The following is a 24,276-nucleotide window of genomic DNA, read 5'->3' as shown; positions in this document are numbered from 1 at the left end:
GCTATGTACGCTTTCGTGCAAATTTCGCAGGCCACCTGCGCGGTTTGGAAGATTTGGCGGGGACCATCTGGGCGCGGGCCAAGGACAACACTACGCCCACGCCGCATAAGGACATCACCAGCGCCGAACCGCCATACGAGATGAATGGCAGCGGAACGCCGATCACCGGAAGCAGGCCGGCAACCATGGCCATGTTGATCGCAGCCTGGCCGAGCATCCATGCCATGATCGAGCCGCCGAGCACGCGGGCGAACAGGTCTTCCTGCTGGCTGACAATCCGGTAGATGGCAACGGCGAGCAAGGCGAAAAGCACGAGGACCACCAGGGTACCCACGAGGCCGAGTTCTTCCCCGATCACGGCGAAAATGAAGTCGTTGTGCGCTTCCGGAATCCATTGGTACTTCTGGCGGCTCTGGCCGAGCCCGACGCCCAGCCATCCGCCGGACGCGAGGGCGCTCAGTCCTTGTTCGCTCTGGAAGCCGATGTCCGACGCGCCGGTACAGCCTTGCCCCATCCAGGCGGTGATGCGGCACATCCGGTTTCCACTCGTGAGAGCCAGCACCAAGGCGGCAGCGGCGGCCAATCCCCCGGCGGCCGCGAAGAGCTTGAGGTTGACCCCTCCGAAAAACAATCCGGCAGCCATGATCAGCATGACCACCAACGAGGTACCGAGGTCGTGCCCCAGGACGATCAGGGTAATGATGATGGCCGCGACCGGGACGATCGGCACCAAGGCATGCGTCCACTTGTCGAGGAGCTTCGCCTTGACGGACAGCACGGTGGCCATCCACAGCACGAGCGCGAACTTGGCGTACTCCGAAGGCTGGAAAGTGAAGCCGCCCACCTCGATCCAGTTCTGGTTGCCCAGGACCCTCTTGCCGATCACGAGGACGAGAAGCAGCAAAGCGACGGCAAGTATGACTGCGGGCCATGCGAACCTTTTCAGCCACACGACGTTGATCCTGGAAAGGACAAGCATCAGGACAATGCCCAAGCCCGCGAACATGCCTTGCTTGGCGGCGAGCGAGTACGGCGACTCGCCGGCAGCGATCGATTCGACGCTGGACGCGGAGAGGACCATGATGATCCCGATCGCCGTGAGCGCGAGGGACGCGCCGAGGACGAGGTAATACGTCGAGTTGCTCCGGGACTTGCCCGATCCCTCGAGGGTCGACCAGAAACCGGAAACTCCGCTGCGAAGGCGGGAAATCAACTTCCTGGGTTGAGCATTGCCGGCCGCGCGTCCAACAGGTGCTGCGTCCCCGGACCGGGACTTCCCGGGACCGGTACGCGTGGGCGTGCTGACCATTGTTACTCCTCGGTGGTCTGTGCCTGGCCTTCCACAAGATCGCGCACTGCCCGGATGAAAGCATCGCCACGGTGAGCGTAGGAAGTGAACTGGTCCATGGAGGCAGCCGCCGGGGCCATCAGCACGGTATCGCCGGACTTGGCGAGCCTTGCTGCCGACTGGACAGCGTGTGCCATCACAGTGTCGCCGAAAATCGGTGACTGTTCCGCGGCGGCACCGGCTGCATCGGCGGACTCCACCCTTTCAGTGTCGCCCTTCGCTTGCCCGATTACGGGCACATCCGCTGCGTGTCGCTTGAGGGAGGCTTCCAAGTCCGAAGTGTCCGTGCCGATCAGGACCACGGCCTTGAGCCTGTTGGCGTTGTTTTTGACGATTTCGTCATAGTTGACGCCTTTGGACAGCCCACCGGCGATCCACACGACACTCTCGAACGCCGACAACGCAGCCGCGGCAGCATGCGGATTGGTCGCTTTGGAGTCGTTGATCCAGAGCACGCCGTCCTGCTTGGCCACGGCCTGGATCCGGTGGTCGCCCGGGAGGTAGTTCCTGAGCCCTTCGCGCACTGCCGTACTGTCCACTCCGTAGGCCCGCACAAGCGCCGCAGCGGCGAGTGCGTTCGCCACCATGTGGCGCGGTGCAGCCGCACCGAGGTCCGTCAACGAGGCAAGCTCCTCCGCCGAAGTACGGCGTTCCTCGATGAACGCGCGGTCCACGAGAAGTCCCTCAACCACGCCAAGCATGCTGACAGCGGGAGTCACAGTGGTGAAGCCAACGGCACGGCAGCCCTCGACGACGTCGGCGTTTTCCACCATCCGTTCAGTCTCGATCTGCTCGGCGTTGTAGATGCACGCCTTTTGCGTGTTTTCGTAGATCTTTGCCTTGTCCGCCAGGTAGGACTGGTACGAGCCGTGCCAGTCGACGTGGTCTTCAGCGACGTTCAGGCACACACTCGCCACCGGGGACAAGGATTCGCTCCAGTGCAGCTGGAAGCTGGAGAGCTCCACAGCGAACGCGTCATACTCCACCGGATCGCGCAGGGCGTCGAGGATGGGCGTGCCGACATTGCCGACGGCGATCGCCTTCAGTCCCGCTGCTTGGAGCATTGCCTCGGTCATGCCGACCGTGGTGGTCTTGCCGTTGGTCCCGGTGATCGTGAGCCAGTCAGCCGTCTTGCGGCCCTTGCGCTCCCGCACCCGCCAGGCGAGTTCGACGTCGCCCCACACCGGAACGTGGGCACGCTTCGCAGCTGCCAAAAGGGATTGGTCCGGGCGCCACCCGGGCGATGTCACCACCAGTTCGGCCTTCTCGTCGTCAACAAGCGGAAGAACCTTGACTGCCTCTTCACCAAGGAGGACGTCGGCGGCACCGACGATTTTCAAGGTGTCCGCTTGGGCGAGCGCCTTGGGGCTCGTCGCGGCGTCCACGACCACCACGCGGGCACCCAGCTCAATCAGCGTGTCGGCGGCGGCGAATCCGGAGACGCCGATGCCCGTGACCACCACGCGGAGGCCCTTCCAATCGGAGTCCCAACTGACAAGGTCCTTAAGCCGGTCATTCGACGAAGGCTTGGATTGCGGATTTTCACTCATAGCAGCACCACCCATTCAGCATAGAAAATACCGAGGCCCGCGGCTACGAACAGTCCGCAGAGAATCCAGAACCGGACAACCACCGTGATCTCCTGCCAGCCCTTGAGCTCGAAGTGATGTTGCAGCGGTGCCATTTTGAAGACGCGCTTGCCCTTGCTGATCTTGAAATACCCCACCTGGATAATCACCGAGAGCGTGATGAGGACGAACAGCCCTCCGACGATGCCCAGCAACAGCTCGGTGCGGGACAGGATGGCGAACCCGGCTACGGCTCCGCCGATCGCGAGGGAACCGGTGTCCCCCATGAAGATCTTCGCCGGCGATGTGTTCCACCACAGGAAGCCCACGAGCGCGGCACTGCAGATCGCTGCGAGGAGTGCCAGGTCAAGCGGATCCCGCACGGTGTAACAGCCGCTTCCGGCCTCGCGCGGAGAACCGCAAGCTTGGTTGTTCTGCCAGATTCCCATCAGCGTGTACGCGCCGAAGACCATGATGGATGCGCCGGCAGCCAAGCCATCCAGGCCGTCCGTCAGGTTCACGCCGTTGGTCGCAGCGGTGACAATCAAGTTGGACCAGATGACGAAGAGGATCGCCCCAAGGATGGTGCCGCCGAATGCCAGGTTCAACCAAGGGATGTCCCGGACCAGGGAAATGTGCGTGGAAGCAGGCGTAATGCCGCTTGGGTCCGGGAAGTTCAGTACCAGGATGGCGAAGGCGATGCCGACGAAGGCCTGCAGGATCAGCTTGGCTTTGGCGTTGAGGCCAAGGCTGCGCTGTTTCGAAATCTTGATGTAGTCATCCAGGAAGCCCACGAATCCCATCCCCACCATGAGGAACAGCAGGAGGAGACCCGAAGCGGACGGCCCAGGCGACCTGGGATTCATCATCCACATGATCAGGTGGGTCACGCCGTAGCTGATCAGCACGGCCGCGACCACCACGGTTCCGCCCATAGTGGGAGTTCCGCGCTTGGTGTGGTGGGAGGTGGGTCCGTCGTCGCGGATGAACTGGCCATAGCCCTTGGTGACGAGGAAGCGGATGAAGAGCGGGGTGCCGATCAACGCCACCAAAAGGGCGACGCCGGCGCCGACCAACAGTGCAATCACAGCAGCTCGTTCCCTTCATTGGCGGCAGGTTCAGCCGCGGTGGTCGCACTTGTCCCGGCTTGTGGGGGTAATGCTATCCGATCGCCCAAATGGCGAAGTCCGATCCCGTTCGACGATTTGAACAGGACAAGGTCGCCGGGCCGGAGTTCGGCCTGAAGCAGTTCGTATGCTTCGTCAGCTGTCTCGGTGAAGCTGCATTCGTTGCCCCAGGAGCCTTCCTGGATTGCCGAAATATAGAGCGCCCGGGCTTCGCGTCCTACGACGACGAGCCTGGAAATGTTGAGCCGGACCACCTGGGTGCCTACGGCGGTGTGTTCGCGGATCGACTCCTCGCCAAGTTCCAGCATCGCCCCCAGGACCGCCCACGTGCGGCGCCCGTGGCCGAGGTCGGCAAGCGTCCGGAGTGCCGCGCGCATCGATTCGGGGTTTGCATTGTAGGCGTCGTTGATGATGGTGACGCCGTCCGCGCGTTCCGTGCGTTCCATGCGCCAGCGGCTGGCGGGCGACTGCTCGCTGAGGGAAGTGGCGATTTCGGACGCGGAAATACCGGCCGCGAAAGCCGCCGCCGCGGCGGCCAACAGGTTGGTGACGTGGTGTGCGCCGATGAGCTTGCTGCGCACCGGGTGGGAAGGACCGCCGTCGGGAAGGACGAGGTCGAACTCCGGGTGGCCGCTTTCGCTGATATCGGCGTTCCTCGCCTCGACGGCAGCGCCGGCGGAACCGGTCGCCGTCGTGCCCAGGACCTTTGCACGGGTTCGCGTGATCATGGCCGCTACACGGGCGTCGTCCAGGTTGATGACGGCGGTGCCGTCCTCACCGAGCGCTTCGACGAGTTCGCCCTTCGCCTTGGCGATGTTTTCCACGCCACCGAATTCGCCGGCGTGAGCGGTGCCCACGCCAAGGACCGCACCGATATCCGGCTTGACCATGTCGGCGAGGTACTGAATGTGGCCGATGCCCGTCGCGCCCATTTCGATCACGAGGAAGCGGGTGCCGGAGTCCGCACCGAAGACAGTCAACGGCACACCGATTTCACCGTTGTAGGAACCTTGCGGCGCCACTGTGGCGCCGGCCCGGGAGAGAATCCCCGCGAGCAGGTCCTTGGTGGTGGTCTTTCCTGCCGAACCGGTGATTCCGATGACGGTGAACTGCTCGCCGCGGGTTTCGCGGGCCGCACGGATCCGCCGCACGGACTCCGCAGCCAGCGCACCCATGGCGAGGACGGCGTCCTCAACCACGACGGTGGGATACGGCACCCCGCCCTCGTCCAGGACCTCACGCTCAGTGAGCGCCAGGACGGCGCCGCGCGCGAATGCCGCGCCAACGTAGGCATGGCCGTCGGCGTTTTCCCCCGGTTTGGCCACATACATCGATCCGGCAACCACCTCGCGGGAATCGGTGACCACGGACGCCGGAGCGATGCCCGGGTCCGCCGCCAGTCGGCCCTTGGTGATATCGGCGATTTCCGCCGCTGTTAGTGCAATCATCTCGGTCTAGGACTCTATCCGCTCGTTCGTGGAAACCTTGAATCCCCTGGCTGTCAAGGCCGCACGAAGCTCCACCCGGTCGTCGAGGGCAAGGTTGACTCCCTTGACTTCCTGCCACACCTCGTGACCGCGGCCGGCAACCAGGATGGTGTCCTTCTCGGTAGCGAGCTCCACCGCGCGCCGGATGGCGGCATCCCGCGGGTACGCCTCAAGGATTTCGCAGGCGAGGTGCTCGCTCTCGTGGGCAGCGCGGGCTCCGGCAAGGACCTCCGCACGGATGGTCGCCGCGTCTTCGTCGTGCGGGTCGTCGTCACTGACGATAACGACGTCGGCAAGCCGTGCGGCGATGGCGCCCATGGTCGGCCGTTTGCCTTGGTCGCGCTGGCCGGTGGCACCGAAAACAACGATGACACGCGAATCCGGCTCCGTCGAACGTACTGCTTCGAGCGCCCTCGCGAGGGCGTCCGGGTTGTGCGCGAAATCAACCACCGACGCCGGTGCGTCCGAAACCAGCTGCATCCGCCCGGGAACGGAAACGGTGAATGGATCGTAGGCGTCCAGGGCATCCTGCAGCGTTTGGACGTCGACGCCGGAGGCGAGCACCATGGTGGTCGCAAGGGCTGCGTTGGCGACGTTGAAATCGCCGGGCAGGCCGGTGTGGACGCGCAGGACGGTGCCATCGCTGTTCCGCAACTCGAAATCCGTTCCAAGTCCGCGCGGAGCGGCCGCCGCGACAATCCAGTCGGCTTCCGTGCCGGGCGCAACCGCCAAGGTAGTCACCGGAATCCCGGCCTCCGCGGCGAGCCGCCGTCCCCATTCGTCGTCGACGGTTACGACGGCGGAACGCGCCCGCGTACTCGTGAAGAGTTCGGCTTTGGTCCTGAAGTATTCCTCCATGCTTCCGTGGAGGTCCAGGTGGTCCTGCGTGAGGTTGGTGAAACCCGCGACGTCGAAGGTCACCGCGTCCACACGATGGAAGGAAAGCGCGTGCGATGAGACTTCCATCGAAGCCGCTTCCAAGCCGCGTTCCCTCATGAGCGCGAGCAACGCGTGGACGTCCGTGGACTCCGGGGTGGTCAGGAGGCTCGGGATGGGTGCTCCACCAGCCAGAATCTCAATCGTCCCGATCAGGCCCGGCGTCTTGCCGAGCGAACGGAGGAGCGAGTTGATGAAGTAGGTTGTGGTCGTCTTGCCATTTGTTCCCGTGACACCGAAAAGCGTGGGAGACGGTCCATCCTCCGGCTGGCTGCGGTAGACGAGGGCAGCGACAGGCCCGACGGCGGCACGCGGGTCGTCCACGACGAGCACCGGAACCGCAAGCGAATCGCTGAGCGCCAGCTGGCGGGCGCCGTGCTCGTCGCTCAGGATTGCAACTGCCCCCGCGTCAACGGCCTCCTGGACGAAGTCGATTCCGTGCCGGGCAGCGCCGGGCAATGCCAAATAGAGGTCTCCGGGTTCAACCGTGCGCGAGTTGAGGGAGACGCCGGTTACCGAGGTGTTGTCGCCTGAGTCTGCCGGCAGGACGATCCCCAGGCTGTCGGCAATGGCCGCCAGCGGAACGGACGCGACCGTTGCAGGGCGGAACGCCGGTTTGTCCGCGGCCGGCGGATTCCCAGCGGGGATCGATACGTCGTCATTCTGCTCTGACAAGGGGTCTCCGTTGGTGCTCGTAAATCTGGCCGCGCAGGAACTATCGCTCCCGGAAGCGGCGCATTGGATCGTGGTGTGGCCGGACAGATGCCCAACAAGCTTACTTGGCGAATCTGACTTACTTGGCGTACTGCGGGAACCTCACCGGGGTTCCCGTGGATGGCGGCACGTTGTAGGTACGCAGGACCTGGCCCATGACAGACCGGAAAATCGGGCCCTGCGTAATGCCGTAGATGCTGCCCTTCGGCCGCTGCACGACAACTTCAACGATGAACCGGGGATCGTCCATGGGGGCCATGCCAATGATGGACGCGGTGTAACCGTCGAAGCCGGGCAGCCCGTCCTCACGGGGCGCCTGGGACGTGCCGGTCTTGGCACCTACCCGGTAGCCATCGATCGCGGCGTCCTTCACTTCGCCTTCAGTGACGTTGCTCTCAAGGATGTCCCGGACCTGTTGCGCGGTCTCCTTGGTGACAACCTGCCGGGAATCCCGGGCCGGCACTTTCTGCTCGACTCCGTCGGCACCGATGTAGCCGTCAATGAGCCGGGGCTGGAGCATCACGCCGCCGTTGGCTACGCTCTGGTAGGCCCGGACAGTCTGGAGGGTGGACTGTGAGACGCCCTGGCCGAACAGCACGGTGTATTGCTGGCGCTCGTCCCATTGATCCGGCGTGGCCAGGATGCCGGTCGTTTCGGCCGGCAAACCGATGTCCGGAGCCTGGCCGATGCCGAACCGCGAGAGGTAGTCAAAGCGCTGCTGCTTGGTCAAACGGCTGCCTACCATCACCGTGCCGGTGTTCATGGAATAGCCAAGGATGCCGGCAAGGGTCCGCTGTTCGGTTCCGTGGTCGAATGCGTCCGTGAAGGTTTGCCCATCGATAGTGACCGCAGGGGGAATCGTGAAAGTGTCCAACGGACTGGACTTGCCTTCATTGATCGCAGCCGCGGCCGTGATCATCTTCTCCACCGAACCGGGCTCGTAAGCCGCAGTCACCGATCGCACGCCGCGGTCCGCGGCTGCCACTTTGCCGGGATCGTTGGGGTCGGGGGCGTTCGTGTCCGCCATGGCGATGATGTTCCCGGTCTTGATGTCCTCGACGACGATCGAACCCCACTCCGCGTTGAGCTGGTTGACCTGGGTCTGGACGGCCTGCTGCGCAAAGTACTGGATATCCGTGTTGAGCGTCAGCTTGACGTCTTTGCCGTTGACCGCGGGGGTCAGCAGGTCGGTCGCCACGGGGATGCGGAGGCCGTCGGCGCCGATCTCGAACACACGTTTTCCGTCAGTGCCTTTCAGCTGGTCATCCTGGGTCTGCTCCAGCCCTGCCTGGCCGGTGGTGCCGTCCTTGAGGAAGCCGATCACTCCCCCGGCTACGCTCCCGTTGGGGTAAACCCGCTTGCTGGTGCCTTCGGACACGACGCCGGGAATGTGGAGTTGCGCAACTTGGTCTTCGACCTCGGGCTTCACTTCCTTGGCGATGATGTTGTACTTCTTGTCGCCGGTGACGGCCTGGGTGACTTGGTTCACGTCCATGCCCAGGACGTTGGCGAGTTCCGATATTCCTTGCGAGCGGGAAATCTTGTCGATGCCCTGGGTTTGGGCGTTGTACCGCGAGAAATCCGAGGTGTTGGTATTGACGGTCTGGTCCACCACGATGTTGTAGCGGATCACACTGCTTGCAAGGACAGTGCCGTTCGCGTCCAGGATCTTGCCTCGCTCCGCCGGCAGGATGGTGGTGGTCAATCGGTTCTTGTATGCGGCTTCAGCCATCCCGCCGACGTCCAGGCCTTGGACGAGGAACAACTTTCCCCCCACCACGAGCAACAACGTCAGCATGATGCCGAGGCCGATGCGCAGGCGCTTCTTCGCCGCCGGCGTTCTCTTGATTTTCGATTTGCCGGTACTTTGCACCACGTTGAATCCTCGCTGTTTACCCTTGGTCAGGTCGGGTGGACGCTACTGTCCGGGCACCTTCTGCTGCGGAGCGGGGACCGATCCACCGTGCAGGTCCACGGCCGGCGGCGCAGGAGCGGCGGGAGCCGCAGGCGTTGCCGCGGGGGCTGTCGGCGTTGCCGGCGCCTTCGACGGGTTCGACGTCGGATCAGTTGCCGCCGCGGGCTTGCGGGTATCCAACGAATCGTTGGCGGGTGCCGAAGGAACTGCACTCGGCTGGCCTCCGAGCGCAGGAGCCGGGATGACGGCTCCGGGATCCTGCCCCTTCGCCGCGGGAGTAGCCTTCCCTGTGACCGCCAAACTGTTCAAATCGATCTGGCCCGTCACCGTGGAAGGTACCATTCCCAGTGCCGTGGCCTTGGCCGCCAGGTTCTGGGGAGCCTGGAAGCTTTGTACCTGCTGCGTCAGGTCCTGGTTCTGCTTAGTCAGCGACGCGGCGTCGTTCTTGAGCGTCACGAGGTCGTACTGCGCGGTGGAAACGGAGATGTTGAGCACCAGCACAGTCAGCAAGGCTGCAGCGAGCACGCCAAAGCAAAAGACCACAAACGGAGTCCGGCGCCTTCCGGGGGCGCTTCGTACGAGCGAGAGCGGGGTCCGGGACTTGCGGGGGGTTTCGCGTTCCGGACCCGGGACGGGCAGGGCACGCGCGGTGTTGCCTACCGTGGTGGGCAGGCTCTTCGCGGCGGCGGTGCTCATGCTGTTCTCCTCGCTTTGATGCGTTCCACGGCCCGCAGGCGGGCGGATGCGGCTCGCGGGTTTTCGGCGATTTCTTCGGGCGTCGGCACTTCCGTGCCTTTGGTCAAGGTCTTGAATTCCGGCTTGTGCTCCTCCAGCTCCACGGGAAAACCCAGGGGCACGGAGGACTTGGACCGGGACTGAAAGACGGACTTGACGATCTTGTCCTCGAGCGAGTGGTAAGACATCACCACTACGCGTCCTCCCATGGCCGTGGCCGAGAGCGCAGCCGGTACGGCCCTTTCCAGGACATCGAGCTCTTCGTTGACTTCGATCCGCAATGCCTGGAACGTGCGCTTCGCAGGGTGTCCGCCGGACTTCGCCGCTGCGGCCGGGACAACGCCCCGTATTTGCTCGACCAGTTCGCCGGTGGTTGTGAACGGCTTGGCGGCGCGTGCCGACACGATGCGGTTCGCGATCCTGCCCGCGAACTTCTCTTCGCCCCATGCGCGGATAATCCGCACAAGGTCTTCCTCGGAATAGTTGTTGACGACGTCAGCGGCAGTCTGGCCGCGGCTGGTGTCCATCCGCATGTCCAACGGAGCGTCGTAGGAATAGGCGAAGCCGCGCTCCCGCTCATCCAATTGCAGGGACGACACACCAAGGTCCATCAGGATGCCGTGCACAGCCGGGATACCGAGATCGTCAAGGACGTCTTCGATTTCGTCGTACACAGCATGGACAAGATCAGTCCGGGCCGCAAAAGGAGCCAGCCTCTCCCCTGCGAGCGCCAAGGCTTCCTCGTCACGGTCGATCCCCACGAGATGCAGGTCCGGGAAGCGCTGGAGCATTGCTTCCGAGTGCCCGCCCATCCCCAGCGTCGCATCGATGGCTACGGGGGTTTCGCCACGGCTGCGGGCTGCTTCGAAACCTGGTGCCAACAAATTGATGCACCGGTCTTTCAGTACCGGTACATGTCGCTCGGAGGTCGGCTTGGGCGTGCTTTGCTCATCCATGCGGCCTCCTCAGTGCTTCGCCAGTTTGGGTTCGTGTGCCGGTCAAGTTTCTTGCGTTGGATTCTGGCTTCTTGGGCCGGATCCCCATCCGCGCCTATCGCAGGGTCCGCCTGGCTCCGGGGAAGGTGAGCCAGGAAAACACTGCGATGGGCGGCTGGAGATCCCGTCCAAGAAACCGTGGTACTTCCGGGGTCCGGCTTCTAGATGAAACCGGGGAGGTTGTCGTCGTCGGTCTCCGAGAAAGCGGCTTCCTTCTCGGCCAGGTATTCCTCCCAAGCGTGGGCGTCCCAGATCTCAGCCCGGGTCCCGGCGCCAATGACCGCCAATTCCCGATCGAGACCTGCGTACGTCCGGAGCGCCGGCGGAATCGTCACGCGCCCCTGCTTGTCAGGTACCTCGTCTGAGGCTCCAGACAGGAAAACCCGGATGTAGTCGCGCGACTGCTTGGAGGAGATGGGGGCCTCCCGCATGGACTCGTGAATACGTTCGAATTCCCGCTGGCTGAAGACGTAGATGCAACGCTCCTGGCCCCTGGTGAGAACCAAACCGTCAGCAAGTTCCTCGCGGAACTTGGCGGGGAGGATGATTCGGCCCTTCTCGTCCAGCCGCGGCGAATGTGTACCCAGAAACACTGGTCCACCGCCCCGTCTGTCAAAGGTGCCTGCAACTGCCCCATGCCGCCACTACCCTCTTACGCGCTCCACTTTACTCCACAAGCCCCCACAGTCAACGCAATCCGGCGTGTTTCGACCCCACTTGCGCCCCCAGGTGCGCGAAAACACAGGCCATTGCGGGAGTGGGTGGAAGTGGAGGGCATTTCGGCCCTGTCCCCGTAGCGGGCGCGACGGCGGCACGGAAGTGGCGGACTACGGTGCCCAGCGCCGCCAAAAGGCGGGTTAAAAGCGAAAAGACCCGAAGTTCGGGTCTTTTCGCTTCGTGACGAGAGCGGGGTGGAGGATTGTGGAGGTCTTGGCTACCTGCTCACCGTGAGGCCGTCGGATTGTCCCTGCAAAGAGTCGTCGCCGGGATTATTCCTCGCCGCGGCGCCGTTCGTCCCAGCGCTCCTCGAGGTTGCTCATGAACGAGTTCCGGCTCTTGCCGGGTTTGGCGCTCTTCGTCTTGCCGACCGCAGCCCTTCTCAAGGTTGCGAAGTAAACACCGGCCCCCATGACAACGAAGCCCAACACACCGAGGAAGATGTTCTGTAAGGACACACCTACCAACAACAAGAGGATTCCGACGATAGTGCCTAGAACGCCAATAACGATGTGCCTGGTGGACCATGAGCGAATGGGGTCCGAGCCCATTGAATTGGCAAACTTTGGATCGTCCTCATGCAGTTGCTTTTCGAGTTGCTCGAGAAGCTTCTGTTCGTGCTCCGAGAGGGGCATCGCGACCTCCTTTAGTCGGCCAGCGCCTGAATACGCCACGGCCGTCGCCTCTGTTCCCTTGAACGGACGAATCCGTTAAAAGGTTCCCGGAGACCTCGTCTTGTGAACTCGGTCGCACGGAACAGACACGGCGGAGCAATTTATCCAGACGGTCTAAATCTGTGTATCTCTAGGATAGTTTGTTGGCCGCTGTTCTGAAAGACACGCCGGGGCCGCACGAGGCACCGTTCCGGGGGTCAGGGGACCTCCGGCCGGTCAGGGCCGGGTTGGGGTTCGAGAAGGCGCGCCGGCAGGACGGTTTTGCTCCCGAACCGCTCTGCCACCTTGTCGAGTGCTTGCTCGGCGGAACGCCAGTTGTCGTCCCTGCGGTCGAGGCTGAGTTGCAACGAAGTCTGCTGGGCCGGTTCAAGCTGTTCAGCACGGACACCAACAAGGCGAACGCTCATGGGCCGCTGCCCCAGTGAGGCCAGCAATTGACTTGCCACTTGGTAGATCAACTGGGCGCTGTCCACTGGAGTTTGTACGGTCTTGCTGCGGCTGATCGTCGAGAAATCCGCATAGCGGAGCTTCAAGGCGACCGTCCGGGCGAGCATGCCGGCATTTCTCAGACGCGAGGCGGTCCGGTGCGAAAGCCGAAGCAATTCGCGGTGCAGGAGTGCATCGTCCCAAGTGTCCACCGAGAACGTCTCTTCCGAACCGATGCTCTTTTCCAAGCGGACTGGCGTTACTGGCCGCGGGTCCATGCCCATGGACAATCTGTGGACGTGCTCCCCGGATGCTCCGAGGACCTTCTTCAGGTATGCGGGCGGGGTGGCGGCGACATCGGCCACAGTACGGATACCGAGCCTGGCAAGGACGTCTGCGGTTTTCGCGCCGACACCCCACAGGGCACTGACGGGAAGGCTGTGCAAGTACGCCAAGGTCTGCCCGGCCTCGATGAGGAGGATGCCGTCCGGCTTGCAGCGCGTGGACGCGATCTTCGCCACGAATTTGTTTGCCGCGATTCCCACGGAGGCGGTAATCCCCAATTCGCTCGCAACCCGGCGTCGGATCAGGTGTCCGATCTCGAGCGGCGGCCCGAGCCTCCGGATCGCGCCGCCAACGTCCAGGAACGCTTCATCCACGCTCAAGGGCTCGACGAGGTCGGTGATGGATTCGAAGATTCCCATCAGCTGCCGTGAGACCTCGTAGTAGACGCCGTGGCGGGGTTCGATGATGATCGCCGCGGGACACAGCCGCATGGCGTTCGCCATTGGCATGGCCGACCTCACGCCCGTCGAGCGGGCCTCGTAGGATGCGGACAACACGACGGAACGCTCTCCGGGGAAGCCCACGATCACGGGTTTCCCGCGCAAGTCGGGACGTGTGCGCAATTCGACTGAGACGAAAAAGGCATCCATGTCTACGTGCAGGATGCTGGTCCGCCTGAGCTCCCTCAAAGCGGCGGGGCCGGGGAGGGCTGCGGGGTCGGGACCGGCGCCGCGCCCGCTGTCCTCCGCATGTGGTCTCACATGGAAATCCTATGCCGCCGTACTGAATAAACTGGAGGCTGCGTCCGGCACCTAAACTGGAGGCAGCATCCGGCGTCGTCCCCAGGAGGAAATCCCTGTGAAGCTCTTTGGAAAGCCTCAACCCGCCACCTTGGCATTAGTGGCCGTGGGGGTCGCGTTGAGCCTCTCCGCGTGCGGGGGGATGCCGACCTCCAGCGCTCCGTCGGAAGTACCGGCGCCCGCGTCTTCGGCACCAACATCGGCTTCGCCTTCGAGCCCTTCGGCAAGCCCCCAGGCCACGAGTTCTTCCTCTGCAACGGCCGGGGCGTCCGCTTCCGTCGGGTCCTTGGTGCCGGGCTTCCCCCAGCAGTTGATTCCTCTCATGCCGCAGGCCGCAGTCGAATCCAGCAGCTTCGACAAGAACAGCTCTCCTGCCTCGGTCGCGCTGGTCGGTACCATCGCCGCGCCGGCCGACGCCGTCGTGGCCTTCTATACGTCGGCCTTCACGGCCCAAGGCTTCAAGGAAGTTCCAGGCAGCACGGTGGGAACCATCAGGTCGAAGGACTTCCTTCGCGGAGACAGTGAAACAGTAAACATCTCAGTGGTCGAAAACGCGGGGAAGTCCACCTTTACCATCGGCGCAAACGTCGCACCGGGGTCCATCAAGTGACGGCAGGAAGCATTCGTGCCGAACAGGGCCAGTTTGTCTCCGACGTCGCAGCCAACCTCCATGGCTTCCTGGGCGGGCAGCAAGGCACCATGGCCACTATCTCGCCCGACGTCGCCCCGCTTATGGGTTCCATCACCAGCCTGGTGACCGGCGGCAAGAGGCTTCGGGCGCTCATGTGCTACTGGGGCTGGCGCGGAGCCGGCGGCGAGCCCGCCCACTCCGATATCATCACGGCGGGCTGTGCCTTGGAACTCTTCCAAGCCGCGGCCTTGATCCATGACGACATCATCGACCGTTCGGATACGCGGCGCGGAGGTCCGAGCGTCCACAAGCGCTTCAGCCAACTTCACGAAAGCGAAGGCTGGGCGCTCGACAGTGAGCGGTTCGGCCACGCTGCCGCGATCCTTACCGGGGATTTGTGCTTGTCCTTCAGCGAAGAGGTGTTCACGCAGATTGGCAGGAGGGCGGCCTCCGGCACCACCGCGCGGCGGATCTTCAACCTCATGCGTGCGGAAGTAATGGCCGGACAGTACCTGGACATCCTGGAGGAAGTCGCCGGGCCCGTCCGCGACAGGGCCGGCGCCGTGAACCGGGCCCAATCCATCATCCGATTCAAGTCGGCAAAGTACTCAACCGAGCACCCGTTGGCACTCGGCGGTGCGTTGGCTGGTGCCAGCGATGAACTCTTGCAGGGATACTCCGCTTTCGCGTTGCCGCTGGGTGAAGCCTTCCAGTTGCGCGACGACATCCTGGGCGTCTTCGGCGACCCCGGGACCACCGGGAAGCCTGCCGGCGACGACCTGCGGGAAGGCAAGCGGACCGTCCTGGTCGGGTACGCAGTCAACCAGGCGGATCCAGCCGATTCGACGTACCTGGACACGATGCTTGGCAGGCAGGACCTGGGCGAGGCCGAAGTGGCCGAACTCAGGAGGATCATCGTGGAATGCGGGGCCCTTGACGCTACCGAATCACTGATCGACGAACTCAGCAACCAAGCTTTCGAGGCGCTTGAGCGCCTTCCACTGACGGAGCTGCCGCTCACGGCGCTGCGCCAACTGGCAGAGGCGGCTGTCAGCCGGGCGGCATGAACTCTTGCCTAACAACACAAGAAAAGTAAAATGACCGCCCTGTGTTAAATGAAAAGGCGGCGGCAGTTTCCTGCCGCCACCTCCGTATTTAACGTGTTTAGCCCGGGTGCCAACTACCAGGCCAGTGATTGCGCCCGGCGCCGGATTTCAGTCTTGCGGCCCTCACGCAACGCATCAATGGGGCGTCCGCCCAGCGAATCGTCCGAGGTGAAGAGCCACCCAACCAGCTCCTCATCCGTAAACCCGGCATCGCCCAGCACGGCGATTGTGCCCTTCAGGCTGTCCACGACATGGCCATCCTGAATAAAAAGGGCGGGAATTGAACGGATGTTCCGCTCCCCGACCCTTACCGCGACCACAGCACGTTCATCCAAGAGACCGTGGACTTTGGTGATTGGAACGTTCAGCAGCTCTGCGACGTCGGGCAGCGGCAACCAATCGGAAACGAGGCTTTCTACATTACTCACGAAACAAGATTGCCACGGGCTTGCACTTCCCGCCTAGCCGGTTTGCCGTCCCGTCGGATTTGGAACCGCCATTTGTCCCGAACCGGGATTTCTTGTGCGGAATCAAAAAGTATGAGAGATTCGCATTGATCACATTTGTATCACCTGTATCAGCTGTACCATCGATAACAACTGGATCACTGTTCACTTTAGTAACACTGGTATCACTGGCAGCAGCGGCTTTCCCCAAACCCGCTGCTGAGATGAGGACTGCTCCCATGACGACGCTGCGCTCGCCCAAAAAGACATCGAGCATGCCAATAATTGCGGCCACTACAGCGGCCCTGCCCGCCGTCATGCTCTCCTCATTGGCGATTGCCCAACCGGCTTCCGCCCTCCCGGCGCCCCAGCCCCAGCGCATCCCGGCTACACTGGCCGCCGCGATGGAAGCCCGGGCCTCCGTTGCCGCCAACGTCATTCCGGCCTCGGCCGTTGCCGCCAGCATTCCGACGTCGGTGCAGCCAATGGCGCCTGGCGTCCCTGACACGTACACAATTGTCCGCGGCGACACCGTCAGCGGTATCGCCGCCCGCTACGGGCTTGATACGGACACCGTCCTCCAGCTCAACGGCCTGACGGCCACCACGATCATCTACCCCGGCCAGCAGATCAAGCTGAGCGGCTCCGGAACCCTCGCTCCGGCATCGATCACCCCCGCCGCGGCGACCCCGGCAGCAAGCCCGTCGTCGGGAAGCTACACGGTCAAATCAGGCGACACCCTGAGCGCCATCGCCGCCCGCAACGGCGTGGCCCTGTCCGATGTCTTCGCATGGAACGGCCTCGACGGCAGGTCGATCATCTACCCCGGCCAGCAGATCAAGCTCAACGGCGGCAACGGCGGAATCACCTTGGCACCTGCGTCGGTGCCGTCCACCCCCGCGGCACCTGCTCCTTCCGCACCGGCCCCGGCCGGACCGGGCGCGTACACCATCAAGGTGGGCGACACGCTGGGCGGCATCGCTTCACGCCTCGGAGTATCCCTTTCATCGCTCCTCTCGGCGAACCACCTGTCTATGTCCACCATCATCTACCCGGGGCAAAAGCTCGCCATCCCCGGTGCCTCCGGCCCTGCGCAGGCCCCGGCTCCCGCCGCCCCGCTGGTCCCCAGCACCTTCCTCGGCTACACCTACCCTGCGGCGGTCGTCAGTTCCGCCAATGCGAACAAGGCCTTGCTCAACGCCTCACCTGTTCCGAGCACAGCCCAGATGAAAGGTATCGTTGCGGACACGGCGCGGCGCATGGGCGTCGATCCGTCCCTGGCCATGGCGTTCGCCTACCAGGAATCCGGTTTCAACCAGCGCGCGGTATCGCCCGCGAACGCCATCGGCACCATGCAGGTGATTCCATCCTCCGGCGAGTGGGCTTCGGATCTGGTGGGCCGCAAGCTCAACCTTCTCGACCCCTATGACAACGTCACTGCCGGAATCGCGATCATCCGCGCCCTTGTCAGCACCAGCAAGGACGAGGACAACGCAATCGCCGGCTACTACCAGGGCCAATACTCAGTCCAGAAGCACGGTATGTACGACGACACGAAGGCGTACGTCGCCTCGATCAAGGCACTCCAAAAGAAGTTCAGCTGACTCCAGCTGTAAAAACGGGTCCGGATCCATCGATGGTTCGGGCCCGTTCTTTTTTGCTCAACTAGGATCGAAGGGTGCAGCAACAAGTTTCGGACCATCTCATCGGATCCCGCGTGGACGGGCGCTACCTGGTGCGTTCACGCCTTGCGGGCGGTGGCATGTCCACCGTGTACCTCGCCACCGACGAGCGGCTCGACCGCGATGTCGCGCTCAAAGTACTTCATCCCCACTTGGCCAACGACCAGAATTTCCTCGATCGCCTCCAGCGCGAGGCCCGGGCCGCCGCCAGCCTGTCCCACCCGCATGTGGTCGGTGTCCTCGACCAAGGACAAGACGGCCACATTGCCTACATTGTCATGGAGTACATCAAGGGCCATACCCTTCGCGATGTCCTCAACGAGAAGAAGGCGCTCCCCCCACGGCTGGCTTTCGCACTCATCGACCCCGTTATCGAAGGCGTCGCGGCCGCCCATGCCGCAGGCCTGATACACCGCGACATCAAGCCGGAAAATGTGCTGATAGCCGAAGACGGTCGAATCAAGGTCGGCGATTTCGGACTCGCGCGGGCCGTCACCGCAAACACCAGCACCGGCGCCCTGATCGGCACGGTCGCCTACGTGGCGCCCGAACTGGTCCTCGGGAAGCCCGCGGACGCCCGGAGCGACATCTACTCCACGGGCATCATGCTCTACGAAATGCTCACGGGCAAGCAGCCCTATGCCGGCGATGTTCCCATCCAGGTCGCCTACCAGCACGTCAACGCCGAGGTCGCACCGCCGTCGCTCGCTGTTCCCGGACTCGCCGCCGACGTCGACGAACTTGTCCAGTGGTGTACTGCCAAGGAGCCGGACGACCGTCCGGTGGACGGTTCGGCCCTTTTGTCCGAATTGCGGCACATCCGGACAACCCTGAGCGACGCACAATTGGACCTCAACCCGCCTGCCGCGGCGGCCGCCGTCGTGAACGCGGAACCGAGGACCGCAGCGGCAACCGCCATTGTTGCTCCTTTCGACGACGGACGCACGGAGACCTTGGAAAGGATCGGACGCCCGACCGATATCATCTCCGGGCAGCGCAACCCGACCACGGTGATGCCGTCGTCCTTGCCCCCCGCAGCGGTTTACACCGGGGAATTGGACCGGCAGGATGCGCTGCCAAGCAAACGGGACCTCAAGCGGATTGCCCGGCAAGAGGAAAAGGACCGCCTGCGTGCCGCGGCGACTCCGTCGCGGACCTTGCGCGAAGGAAATCCCCGGCGCCGCGCCATCGTCTGGATCGTCGTCGTGATTGTCCTCGCAATATTGGCCGGCGCCGCGGGATGGTTCTTCGGCATGGGACCCGGTTCCCCCGGAACTATTCCGGACACGAAGAACAAGACAGTCGCCGAGGCCCAGCAACTGCTTCGGACCGCCGGTTTCCAATCCGAACCAAGGGATGTGTTCGACGACGACGTGCAAGCCGGCTTGGCTGTAGGAACCGAACCGGCTTCGGGCCAGGTCGTGCGGAAATTCCAACCGGTGGCGCTTTTCGTGTCCAAGGGACCGCAACTTTTTCCGCTTCCGGCTTTGGCGGGCCTGACGCTGGACCAAGCCAAGAACGCCTTGGGCAATGCCGAAATGACGCTCGGCAAGGTAACGGAGCAGTATGACGATACCGTGCCGGCAGGCTCCATCGTTTCGCAGTCGCCCGCCCAGGACACGTCGGTACGCCACGGTACCCAGGTGTCGTTGACCGTATCCAAGGGCCCGCAACCCCTGCCCGTGCCGGACGTCCGCGGCATGGACCAGCAGGCCGCCGTGCAAGCGATCACCAACGCCGGGCTGACCGCGACCATCGCCCCGGACCCGGTATTCGACAAGAAAGTCCCGTCGGGGTCGGTAGTTAGCCAGTCCCCCGCCAACGGAACGCTCACCCGCGGCGCGGCGGTTACGATCACGTTGTCCAAGGGTCCGAAGCAAGTGCACGTTCCAAACTACATCGGCAAGCAGGCCGATGCCGCCCGGAAGGCGTTGGAATCACTCGGCTTCGACGTCAAGGTCAACAACATCCTGGGCGGGTTCTTCGGCACAGTACGCGACCAAAACCCAGTGGACAGGGACGCGCCGGAAGGATCCACCGTTACCTTGACGGTGGTGTAGAAGCACAATGCCTTGGAAGCCCAATAGTAAAGGCGATCCGGAATCCTCCGGATCGCCTTTACTGTTGGCACCATTGCCTGCTGGAACTATGGGTGGCGTCCCTTATGGCCGCGCCAGGGCTCCAGCCACCAGGAATGCCATCTCCAGGGACTGCATGTGGTTCAAGCGGGGGTCGCACACGGACTCGTAGCGGTCGAGGAACGCGTCCTGGTCGATCGGGTCCGCACCGCCGAGGCATTCAGCGACGTCATCGCCGGTCATCTCCATGTGCAAGCCACCGGGGACCGTGCCCAAACCGTGGTGGACTTCGAAGAAGCCGCGCACTTCGTCCACGACGTCGTCGAAGTTGCGGGTTTTGTAGCCATTCGGCGAGGTGACGGTGTTGCCGTGCATCGGATCCGTGACCCAGAGAACCTGTGCGCCGGACGCCGTGACCTTCTCGACGACGGCCGGCAGCTTCTCGCGGATGTTCTTCGAACCCATGCGGGTGATGAACGTGAGCCGCCCCGGTTCGCGGTTCGGATCCAGCCTGTCGATCAGCCGCAGCGCATCATCGCCCGTTGTGCCAGGACCGAGCTTGACGCCGATCGGGTTCCGGACACGGGACAGGAAGTCTACGTGGGCGTGGTCGAGCTCGCGGGTACGCTCGCCGATCCACAGGAAGTGCCCCGACGTGTCGTAGGGAAGTCCAGTACGGGAGTCGATCCGGGTCAAGGCGCGCTCGTAGTCCAGGAGCAATGCCTCGTGGCTCGCGAAGAACTCCACTCGCTTGAGCGCTTCGAAGTCGGCGCCGCAGGAATCCATGAATTTGATGGCACGGTCGATGTCCCGGGCGAGGGACTCGTAACGGGCATGGGCCGGGTTCTCCGTGAAGCCCTTGTTCCACAGGTGGACCAGGCGAAGATCGGCGAAGCCCCCCTGGGTGAAAGCACGGATAAGGTTCAGGGTGGAAGCCGAGGTGTGGTACGCCTTCAGCATGCGGCTGGCGTCGTGCGCGCGGGACTCCGGGGTGAAGTCGTAGCCGTTGACGATGTCTCCCCGGTAGGCGGGAAGCGTCACGCCGTTGCGGGTCTCATCGTTCGAAGACCGCGGCTTTGCGAACTGCCCGGCCATGCGGCCCATCTTGATGACAGGCATTGCGGCGCCATAAGTGAGCACCACCGCCATTTGGAGGATGGTGCGGACGCGCGCACTGATCTTGTCCGCCGTCGCGTCCTCGAACGTCTCGGCACAGTCCCCGCCCTGCAGCAAGAACGCCTTGCCCTGGGCCGCGGCGGCCAGGCGCTCACGCAGGACATCCACTTCGCCTGCGAAAACCAGCGGCGGAAGCACGGAAAGTTCCTTGACCGAGGCGTCAAAAACGGCGGAATCGGACCACGTGGGTTGCTGCGAGATAGGCAATTGCCGCCAGTCGTCCAAGCCGGGATAGTTTGCCGCGCCGCTTTGCGCGGTGCTGGTCATGGGGCTGGCCAGCGGGCTGATTACAGGCGGTGCGGGGTTTGCGGATAACTCAGTCACCCTCCAAGCCTAATTGCCTTGTCCACTGTTCTGCGCACGGCCCCCGTAACCAGCAACGGGCAGGCCGTCACACTTACGGCACCGGCGTGTCGCCGTCGTCGTCCGGCAAGGAATCCGCCGGAGCGCCATCGGCCGGGACGGGCCCGGCCGCCGAATCCGTACCGCCCCGAGTCTGCTCCTTTGCGGACACCGCTGTTGTGCTTTGGCCCGCGAGCCGCTGTTTGACGACGGCGGCGTATTCGTCCACATATTCCTGCCCCGAGAGCCGCATGAGCTCGTACATGACCTCATCGGTGACTGCCCGCTGAACGGCGTAGTCCTCCTCCTGCCCGTAATAGCGGCTGAAGTCGAGGGGTTGGCCGAAGATGATACCGATGCGCCGGATGTTGGGCAGCCTCTTGCCGATGGGCTGGACCTTCTCGGTTCCTATCATGGCCACCGGAACCACGGGGACCCGTGTTTGGAGCGCGAGTTTGGCGACCCCGACCTTGCCGCGGTAAAGCCGCGCGTCCGGGCTGCGTGTTCCCTCCGGGTAGATGCCCAGAAGCCCTCCTCCCGTCAGGATGTCCCTGCCAGCCTGAAGGGACAACTCCGATGCCGCGCCGCCGGAACGGTCCATCGGCAACTGGTTGGTGAGCCGAAAGAACAACGCAGTCAGCCTGCCCTTGAGCCCCGTGCCGGTGAAGTATTCGGATTTGGCCAGGAAAACCACAGGCCGCGGCACCATCAAGGGCATGAAAATCGAGTCCGAAAACGACAAATGGTTCGACGCGAGAATCGCCGCACCATCATGGGGAATATTGTCGAGGCCTTTGATCCACGGCCGGAACAGCAATTTGACGATCGGACCCAGGAAGATCCGCTTCATGACCCAATAGAACACGTCGGTTCCTCTCGCGGGCGGACTCTGCGCGGCATCCCGTCCGCGCCCAGAAGACACCCTACTCCAGTGAGAAATGTCCCGAACAGTGACACGATGTACTCATGACGGAAAGCGGTGTCGCGGGCGCCATCGGCCCTTTTCACTACCCGGGCCACGGGCCCAACGCCGGTACGGGAATAGCCCTTTGCCATGGTTTCACCGGCAGCCCGCTCAGCATGCTTCCCTGGGCCGAATATTTGGCTGACCAGGGCTTTGCGGTGGACGTCCCCTTGTTGCCCGGCCATGGAACGGACTGGCAGGACCTTGCCCGCACCAGCTGGCACGACTGGTATGGCGCCTTCGAATCGAGCTACCTTGCCCTCGCCGAAACGACGGCTTCGTGCTTTGTCGCCGGCCTGTCGATGGGCGGCGCGGTGGCGCTGAGGGTAGCCGCAAGGCATCCGGTTTCCGGCGTCGCCGTGGTCAACCCCGGACTCAGTTTCTACGACCGCCGTGTCCGCTACGTCGGCGCGCTCAAGCACTTCATGCGCACCACCGCCCCGGTCGAGGAACAGGAACCGACGGCGACACCCACGGACGACGGCGACTACTCCCGGACCCCGCTGTCAGCCGTGCACGAACTCAAGAAACTCTTCCGGTCCAGCTACCGGTCACTGCCGGCGGTCTCGGCCCCGACGCTGTTATTCGCGTCGGCCCGGGACAGCGTGGTGCCACCGAGCTCGTTGTCCATGATCCGGCGCCGCCTCGGTTCGCGGGACTTCCAGGTTGTCACGTTGCCCCGCAGCGGGCATGTTGCAACCCTCGACGTGGACGCACCCACAATACTTGCCGAATCCTCCAGATTTTTCCTCCAGCATGCCGCCAACAGAGTAGCCTCGGAGTCATCATGAACACTCTCCCTGATCCTTCGCCCTACGCCAGTACTTCCACCGGCGATGGCCCGCGCGTCGGCGTCGTGATGAGCCACGGTTTCACGGGCAGTCCGCACAGCATGCGCCCTTGGGCCGAGTATCTAGCGGCCGAAGGGTACGCCGTCCGTTTGCCCCTTCTTCCGGGGCATGGGACGAGCTGGCAAGACATGTCCACGCGCCGCTGGCAAGAGTGGCACAACGCAGTCGATGCCGCCTATCTCGAGCTTCAGTCCGAATGCGATTTCGTCTTCGCCGCCGGCCTGTCCATGGGCGGAACACTTGCCCTCCGGATCGCGGCCACCCGCCCGGTGGCCGGTACCGTCGTCGTCAATCCCGGGCTGGTCATCGACGACCCCCGGTCAGCAATTGTCGGCGCCCTCAAATACGTGATGAAAACAACGCCGGCCATTGCGAATGACATCCGCAAGCCGGGCGTCGAGGAGGGCGCCTACCCGAGGACTCCGGTTGCGGCCGCCCACGAACTGAAGAAACTGTACAAGGACACGCTGGCTCTCCTCCCCCGCATTTCCGCGCCCGTCCGGGTCTTCCGGTCCACCGTGGACCACGTCATTTCCGATCTCAGCATCAGGAAACTGAAGGAAAGCGTCACTGCGCCTTTGGAATTCACCGCCCTCGAAAACAGCTACCACGTTGCCACCCTCGACAACGACGCCCCGGAGATCTTCCGCGGTTCCGCCGAATTCATCAAGAAGACGATGGCCAGGATCGGCGCAGATGCCGGCCGTTCCCCGTCCGGTTCCGAGCTCCGGGATTCACGCCATGAATAACAGGCCAGGGCCGGACTCCGCGGACCAGAGCGCCAATAACGACGACGACGCCGTCTGGCTCGATCTCGTAGCGCGCCTCGAATCGATGCCGTCCACGGCGCCGGACGAGCCGCTGCCACCCGAGGACGCCGCTGGCCGCCGCCCGGACCAGAACTCCGCCGCGCCCCGTTCCTTCAGGGACTTCGACCCGCTTGGATTGTCCAGGCAGGCAGCCGAGGAGCCGAAGTCCGTGGACGAGGAAGCCGGCGGAGCTGCGGGCCCGCGCGATTACGGCGCAGAGGACGACGGCGGCTTCGTACCGGAAGAGCCTCCCAGCCTGGCCGGTACCGAACCGATGACCATGCTAGCGTGGCTCGGCGCTGTCGGTGGACCCATCGCGCTGCTGTTCACCGCCATGTTCTGGCGTTCCGCGCCGCTGCTCGCGGTCATGGGCATCCTGGCGGCGTTCCTCGGCTCGGTGGTGTACCTCATCATGAAGCTCCCCGAGGAAAAAGACGACAACGACGACGGCGCACGCGTCTGAC

General features: G+C 63.6%; 23 protein-coding genes. 7 read left to right on the top strand and 16 right to left on the bottom strand.

What is annotated here, in order from left to right; translation table 11 throughout:
• Nucleotide 1 precedes the first annotated feature (1 nt).
• From ftsW to ABCW42_RS07985, 12 genes are all read right to left on the bottom strand, one after another.
• A complete protein-coding gene (gene ftsW / locus ABCW42_RS08040) occupies nucleotides 2–1,309 on the bottom strand; it encodes a putative lipid II flippase FtsW (protein ID WP_423184343.1) in 1,308 nt (435 codons plus the stop codon).
• Between the two features lie 2 nt (nucleotides 1,310–1,311).
• Nucleotides 1,312–2,913 (bottom strand): UDP-N-acetylmuramoyl-L-alanine--D-glutamate ligase, encoded by a 1,602-nt coding sequence (gene murD / locus ABCW42_RS08035; protein ID WP_423184342.1) that lies wholly within the window; start codon nucleotides 2,911–2,913, stop codon nucleotides 1,312–1,314.
• Nucleotides 2,895–4,004 (bottom strand): phospho-N-acetylmuramoyl-pentapeptide-transferase, encoded by a 1,110-nt coding sequence (mraY, locus tag ABCW42_RS08030; RefSeq protein ID WP_423184341.1) that lies wholly within the window; start codon nucleotides 4,002–4,004, stop codon nucleotides 2,895–2,897. The genes murD and mraY overlap by 19 nt, the downstream gene beginning before the upstream one ends.
• Complete coding sequence (locus tag ABCW42_RS08025) at nucleotides 4,001–5,491, bottom strand: UDP-N-acetylmuramoyl-tripeptide--D-alanyl-D-alanine ligase (RefSeq protein WP_423184340.1); 1,491 nt, start codon at nucleotides 5,489–5,491, stop codon at nucleotides 4,001–4,003. Before ABCW42_RS08025 ends, mraY begins: the two co-directional genes overlap by 4 nt.
• Before the next feature lie 6 nt (nucleotides 5,492–5,497).
• Nucleotides 5,498–7,141 carry a UDP-N-acetylmuramoyl-L-alanyl-D-glutamate--2,6-diaminopimelate ligase gene (locus tag ABCW42_RS08020; protein WP_423184339.1) on the bottom strand — a complete coding sequence of 548 codons (1,644 nt, stop codon included), beginning with the start codon at nucleotides 7,139–7,141 and terminating at the stop codon, nucleotides 5,498–5,500.
• A 118-nt stretch (nucleotides 7,142–7,259) separates the two neighbouring features.
• Nucleotides 7,260–9,056, bottom strand: coding sequence for a peptidoglycan D,D-transpeptidase FtsI family protein (locus ABCW42_RS08015; protein ID WP_423184338.1), 1,797 nt, complete (start codon nucleotides 9,054–9,056; stop codon nucleotides 7,260–7,262).
• A 42-nt stretch (nucleotides 9,057–9,098) separates the two neighbouring features.
• Complete coding sequence (locus ABCW42_RS08010) at nucleotides 9,099–9,791, bottom strand: hypothetical protein (protein ID WP_423184337.1); 693 nt, start codon at nucleotides 9,789–9,791, stop codon at nucleotides 9,099–9,101.
• A complete protein-coding gene (gene rsmH, locus ABCW42_RS08005; protein ID WP_423184336.1) occupies nucleotides 9,788–10,786 on the bottom strand; it encodes a 16S rRNA (cytosine(1402)-N(4))-methyltransferase RsmH in 999 nt (332 codons plus the stop codon). Before rsmH ends, ABCW42_RS08010 begins: the two co-directional genes overlap by 4 nt.
• A gap of 200 nt (nucleotides 10,787–10,986) precedes the next feature.
• The gene (gene mraZ / locus ABCW42_RS08000; protein ID WP_423184335.1) at nucleotides 10,987–11,418 is read right to left on the bottom strand and encodes a division/cell wall cluster transcriptional repressor MraZ; all 432 of its coding nucleotides are present in this window, start codon (nucleotides 11,416–11,418) and stop codon (nucleotides 10,987–10,989) included.
• A gap of 396 nt (nucleotides 11,419–11,814) precedes the next feature.
• Nucleotides 11,815–12,177 carry a DUF3040 domain-containing protein gene (locus ABCW42_RS07995; protein WP_423184334.1) on the bottom strand — a complete coding sequence of 121 codons (363 nt, stop codon included), beginning with the start codon at nucleotides 12,175–12,177 and terminating at the stop codon, nucleotides 11,815–11,817.
• Nucleotides 12,178–12,413: 236 nt separating this feature from the next.
• The gene (gene dinB, locus ABCW42_RS07990) at nucleotides 12,414–13,616 is read right to left on the bottom strand and encodes a DNA polymerase IV (protein WP_423184836.1); all 1,203 of its coding nucleotides are present in this window, start codon (nucleotides 13,614–13,616) and stop codon (nucleotides 12,414–12,416) included.
• 189 nt (nucleotides 13,617–13,805) lie between these two features.
• Nucleotides 13,806–14,051, bottom strand: a complete 246-nt coding sequence (locus ABCW42_RS07985; RefSeq protein ID WP_423184333.1) for a hypothetical protein — start codon at nucleotides 14,049–14,051, stop codon at nucleotides 13,806–13,808.
• Here ABCW42_RS07985 and ABCW42_RS07980 point away from each other — a divergent pair.
• Entirely contained in the window at nucleotides 14,050–14,337 is a 288-nt protein-coding gene (locus ABCW42_RS07980) for a hypothetical protein (RefSeq protein WP_423184332.1), read from the top strand. The genes ABCW42_RS07985 and ABCW42_RS07980 overlap by 2 nt on opposite strands.
• Nucleotides 14,334–15,425, top strand: coding sequence for a polyprenyl synthetase family protein (locus ABCW42_RS07975; RefSeq protein WP_423184331.1), 1,092 nt, complete (start codon nucleotides 14,334–14,336; stop codon nucleotides 15,423–15,425). Before ABCW42_RS07980 ends, ABCW42_RS07975 begins: the two co-directional genes overlap by 4 nt.
• Nucleotides 15,426–15,538: 113 nt before the next feature.
• Here ABCW42_RS07975 and ABCW42_RS07970 read toward each other — a convergent pair whose 3' ends face one another.
• Both ABCW42_RS07970 and ABCW42_RS07965 read right to left on the bottom strand, forming a co-directional pair.
• Nucleotides 15,539–15,892, bottom strand: coding sequence for an Rv2175c family DNA-binding protein (locus ABCW42_RS07970; protein ID WP_423184330.1), 354 nt, complete (start codon nucleotides 15,890–15,892; stop codon nucleotides 15,539–15,541).
• The gene (locus ABCW42_RS07965) at nucleotides 15,885–16,205 is read right to left on the bottom strand and encodes a hypothetical protein (RefSeq protein ID WP_423184975.1); all 321 of its coding nucleotides are present in this window, start codon (nucleotides 16,203–16,205) and stop codon (nucleotides 15,885–15,887) included. The genes ABCW42_RS07970 and ABCW42_RS07965 overlap by 8 nt, the downstream gene beginning before the upstream one ends.
• Here ABCW42_RS07965 and ABCW42_RS07960 point away from each other — a divergent pair.
• Together ABCW42_RS07960 and pknB are read left to right on the top strand one after the other, a co-directional pair.
• Nucleotides 16,150–17,514, top strand: coding sequence for a LysM peptidoglycan-binding domain-containing protein (locus ABCW42_RS07960; protein WP_423184329.1), 1,365 nt, complete (start codon nucleotides 16,150–16,152; stop codon nucleotides 17,512–17,514). The genes ABCW42_RS07965 and ABCW42_RS07960 overlap by 56 nt on opposite strands.
• A 74-nt stretch (nucleotides 17,515–17,588) precedes the next feature.
• Nucleotides 17,589–19,652, top strand: coding sequence for a Stk1 family PASTA domain-containing Ser/Thr kinase (pknB, locus tag ABCW42_RS07955; protein WP_423184328.1), 2,064 nt, complete (start codon nucleotides 17,589–17,591; stop codon nucleotides 19,650–19,652).
• A gap of 102 nt (nucleotides 19,653–19,754) precedes the next feature.
• Here the strand turns inward: pknB and ABCW42_RS07950 are convergent, their stop codons facing one another.
• Nucleotides 19,755–21,170: a class II 3-deoxy-7-phosphoheptulonate synthase gene (locus ABCW42_RS07950; RefSeq protein WP_423184327.1), complete on the bottom strand. Its 1,416-nt coding sequence runs from the start codon at nucleotides 21,168–21,170 to the stop codon at nucleotides 19,755–19,757.
• Between the two features lie 73 nt (nucleotides 21,171–21,243).
• Nucleotides 21,244–22,053 (bottom strand): lysophospholipid acyltransferase family protein, encoded by an 810-nt coding sequence (locus ABCW42_RS07945; protein WP_423184326.1) that lies wholly within the window; start codon nucleotides 22,051–22,053, stop codon nucleotides 21,244–21,246.
• Between the two features lie 101 nt (nucleotides 22,054–22,154).
• Here ABCW42_RS07945 and ABCW42_RS07940 point away from each other — a divergent pair, with 101 nt between their 5' ends.
• From ABCW42_RS07940 to ABCW42_RS07930, 3 genes are read left to right on the top strand one after another with little or no spacing between them, the layout of a single operon-like run.
• A complete protein-coding gene (locus tag ABCW42_RS07940) occupies nucleotides 22,155–22,943 on the top strand; it encodes an alpha/beta hydrolase (protein WP_423184325.1) in 789 nt (262 codons plus the stop codon).
• On the top strand, nucleotides 22,940–23,752 hold the full coding sequence (locus ABCW42_RS07935) for an alpha/beta hydrolase (protein WP_423184324.1): 813 nt from the start codon (nucleotides 22,940–22,942) through the stop codon (nucleotides 23,750–23,752). The genes ABCW42_RS07940 and ABCW42_RS07935 overlap by 4 nt, the downstream gene beginning before the upstream one ends.
• Nucleotides 23,745–24,275: a hypothetical protein gene (locus ABCW42_RS07930; protein WP_423184323.1), complete on the top strand. Its 531-nt coding sequence runs from the start codon at nucleotides 23,745–23,747 to the stop codon at nucleotides 24,273–24,275. Before ABCW42_RS07935 ends, ABCW42_RS07930 begins: the two co-directional genes overlap by 8 nt.
• Nucleotide 24,276: the final 1 nt, after the last annotated feature.

Source organism: Arthrobacter sp. NyZ413 (assembly GCF_049390645.1).
Taxonomy (GTDB): Bacteria; Actinomycetota; Actinomycetes; order Actinomycetales; family Micrococcaceae; genus Arthrobacter.
The sequence above is the reverse complement of the archived record's forward strand: the minus strand, read 5'-3'. Positions and strand labels throughout refer to the sequence as shown.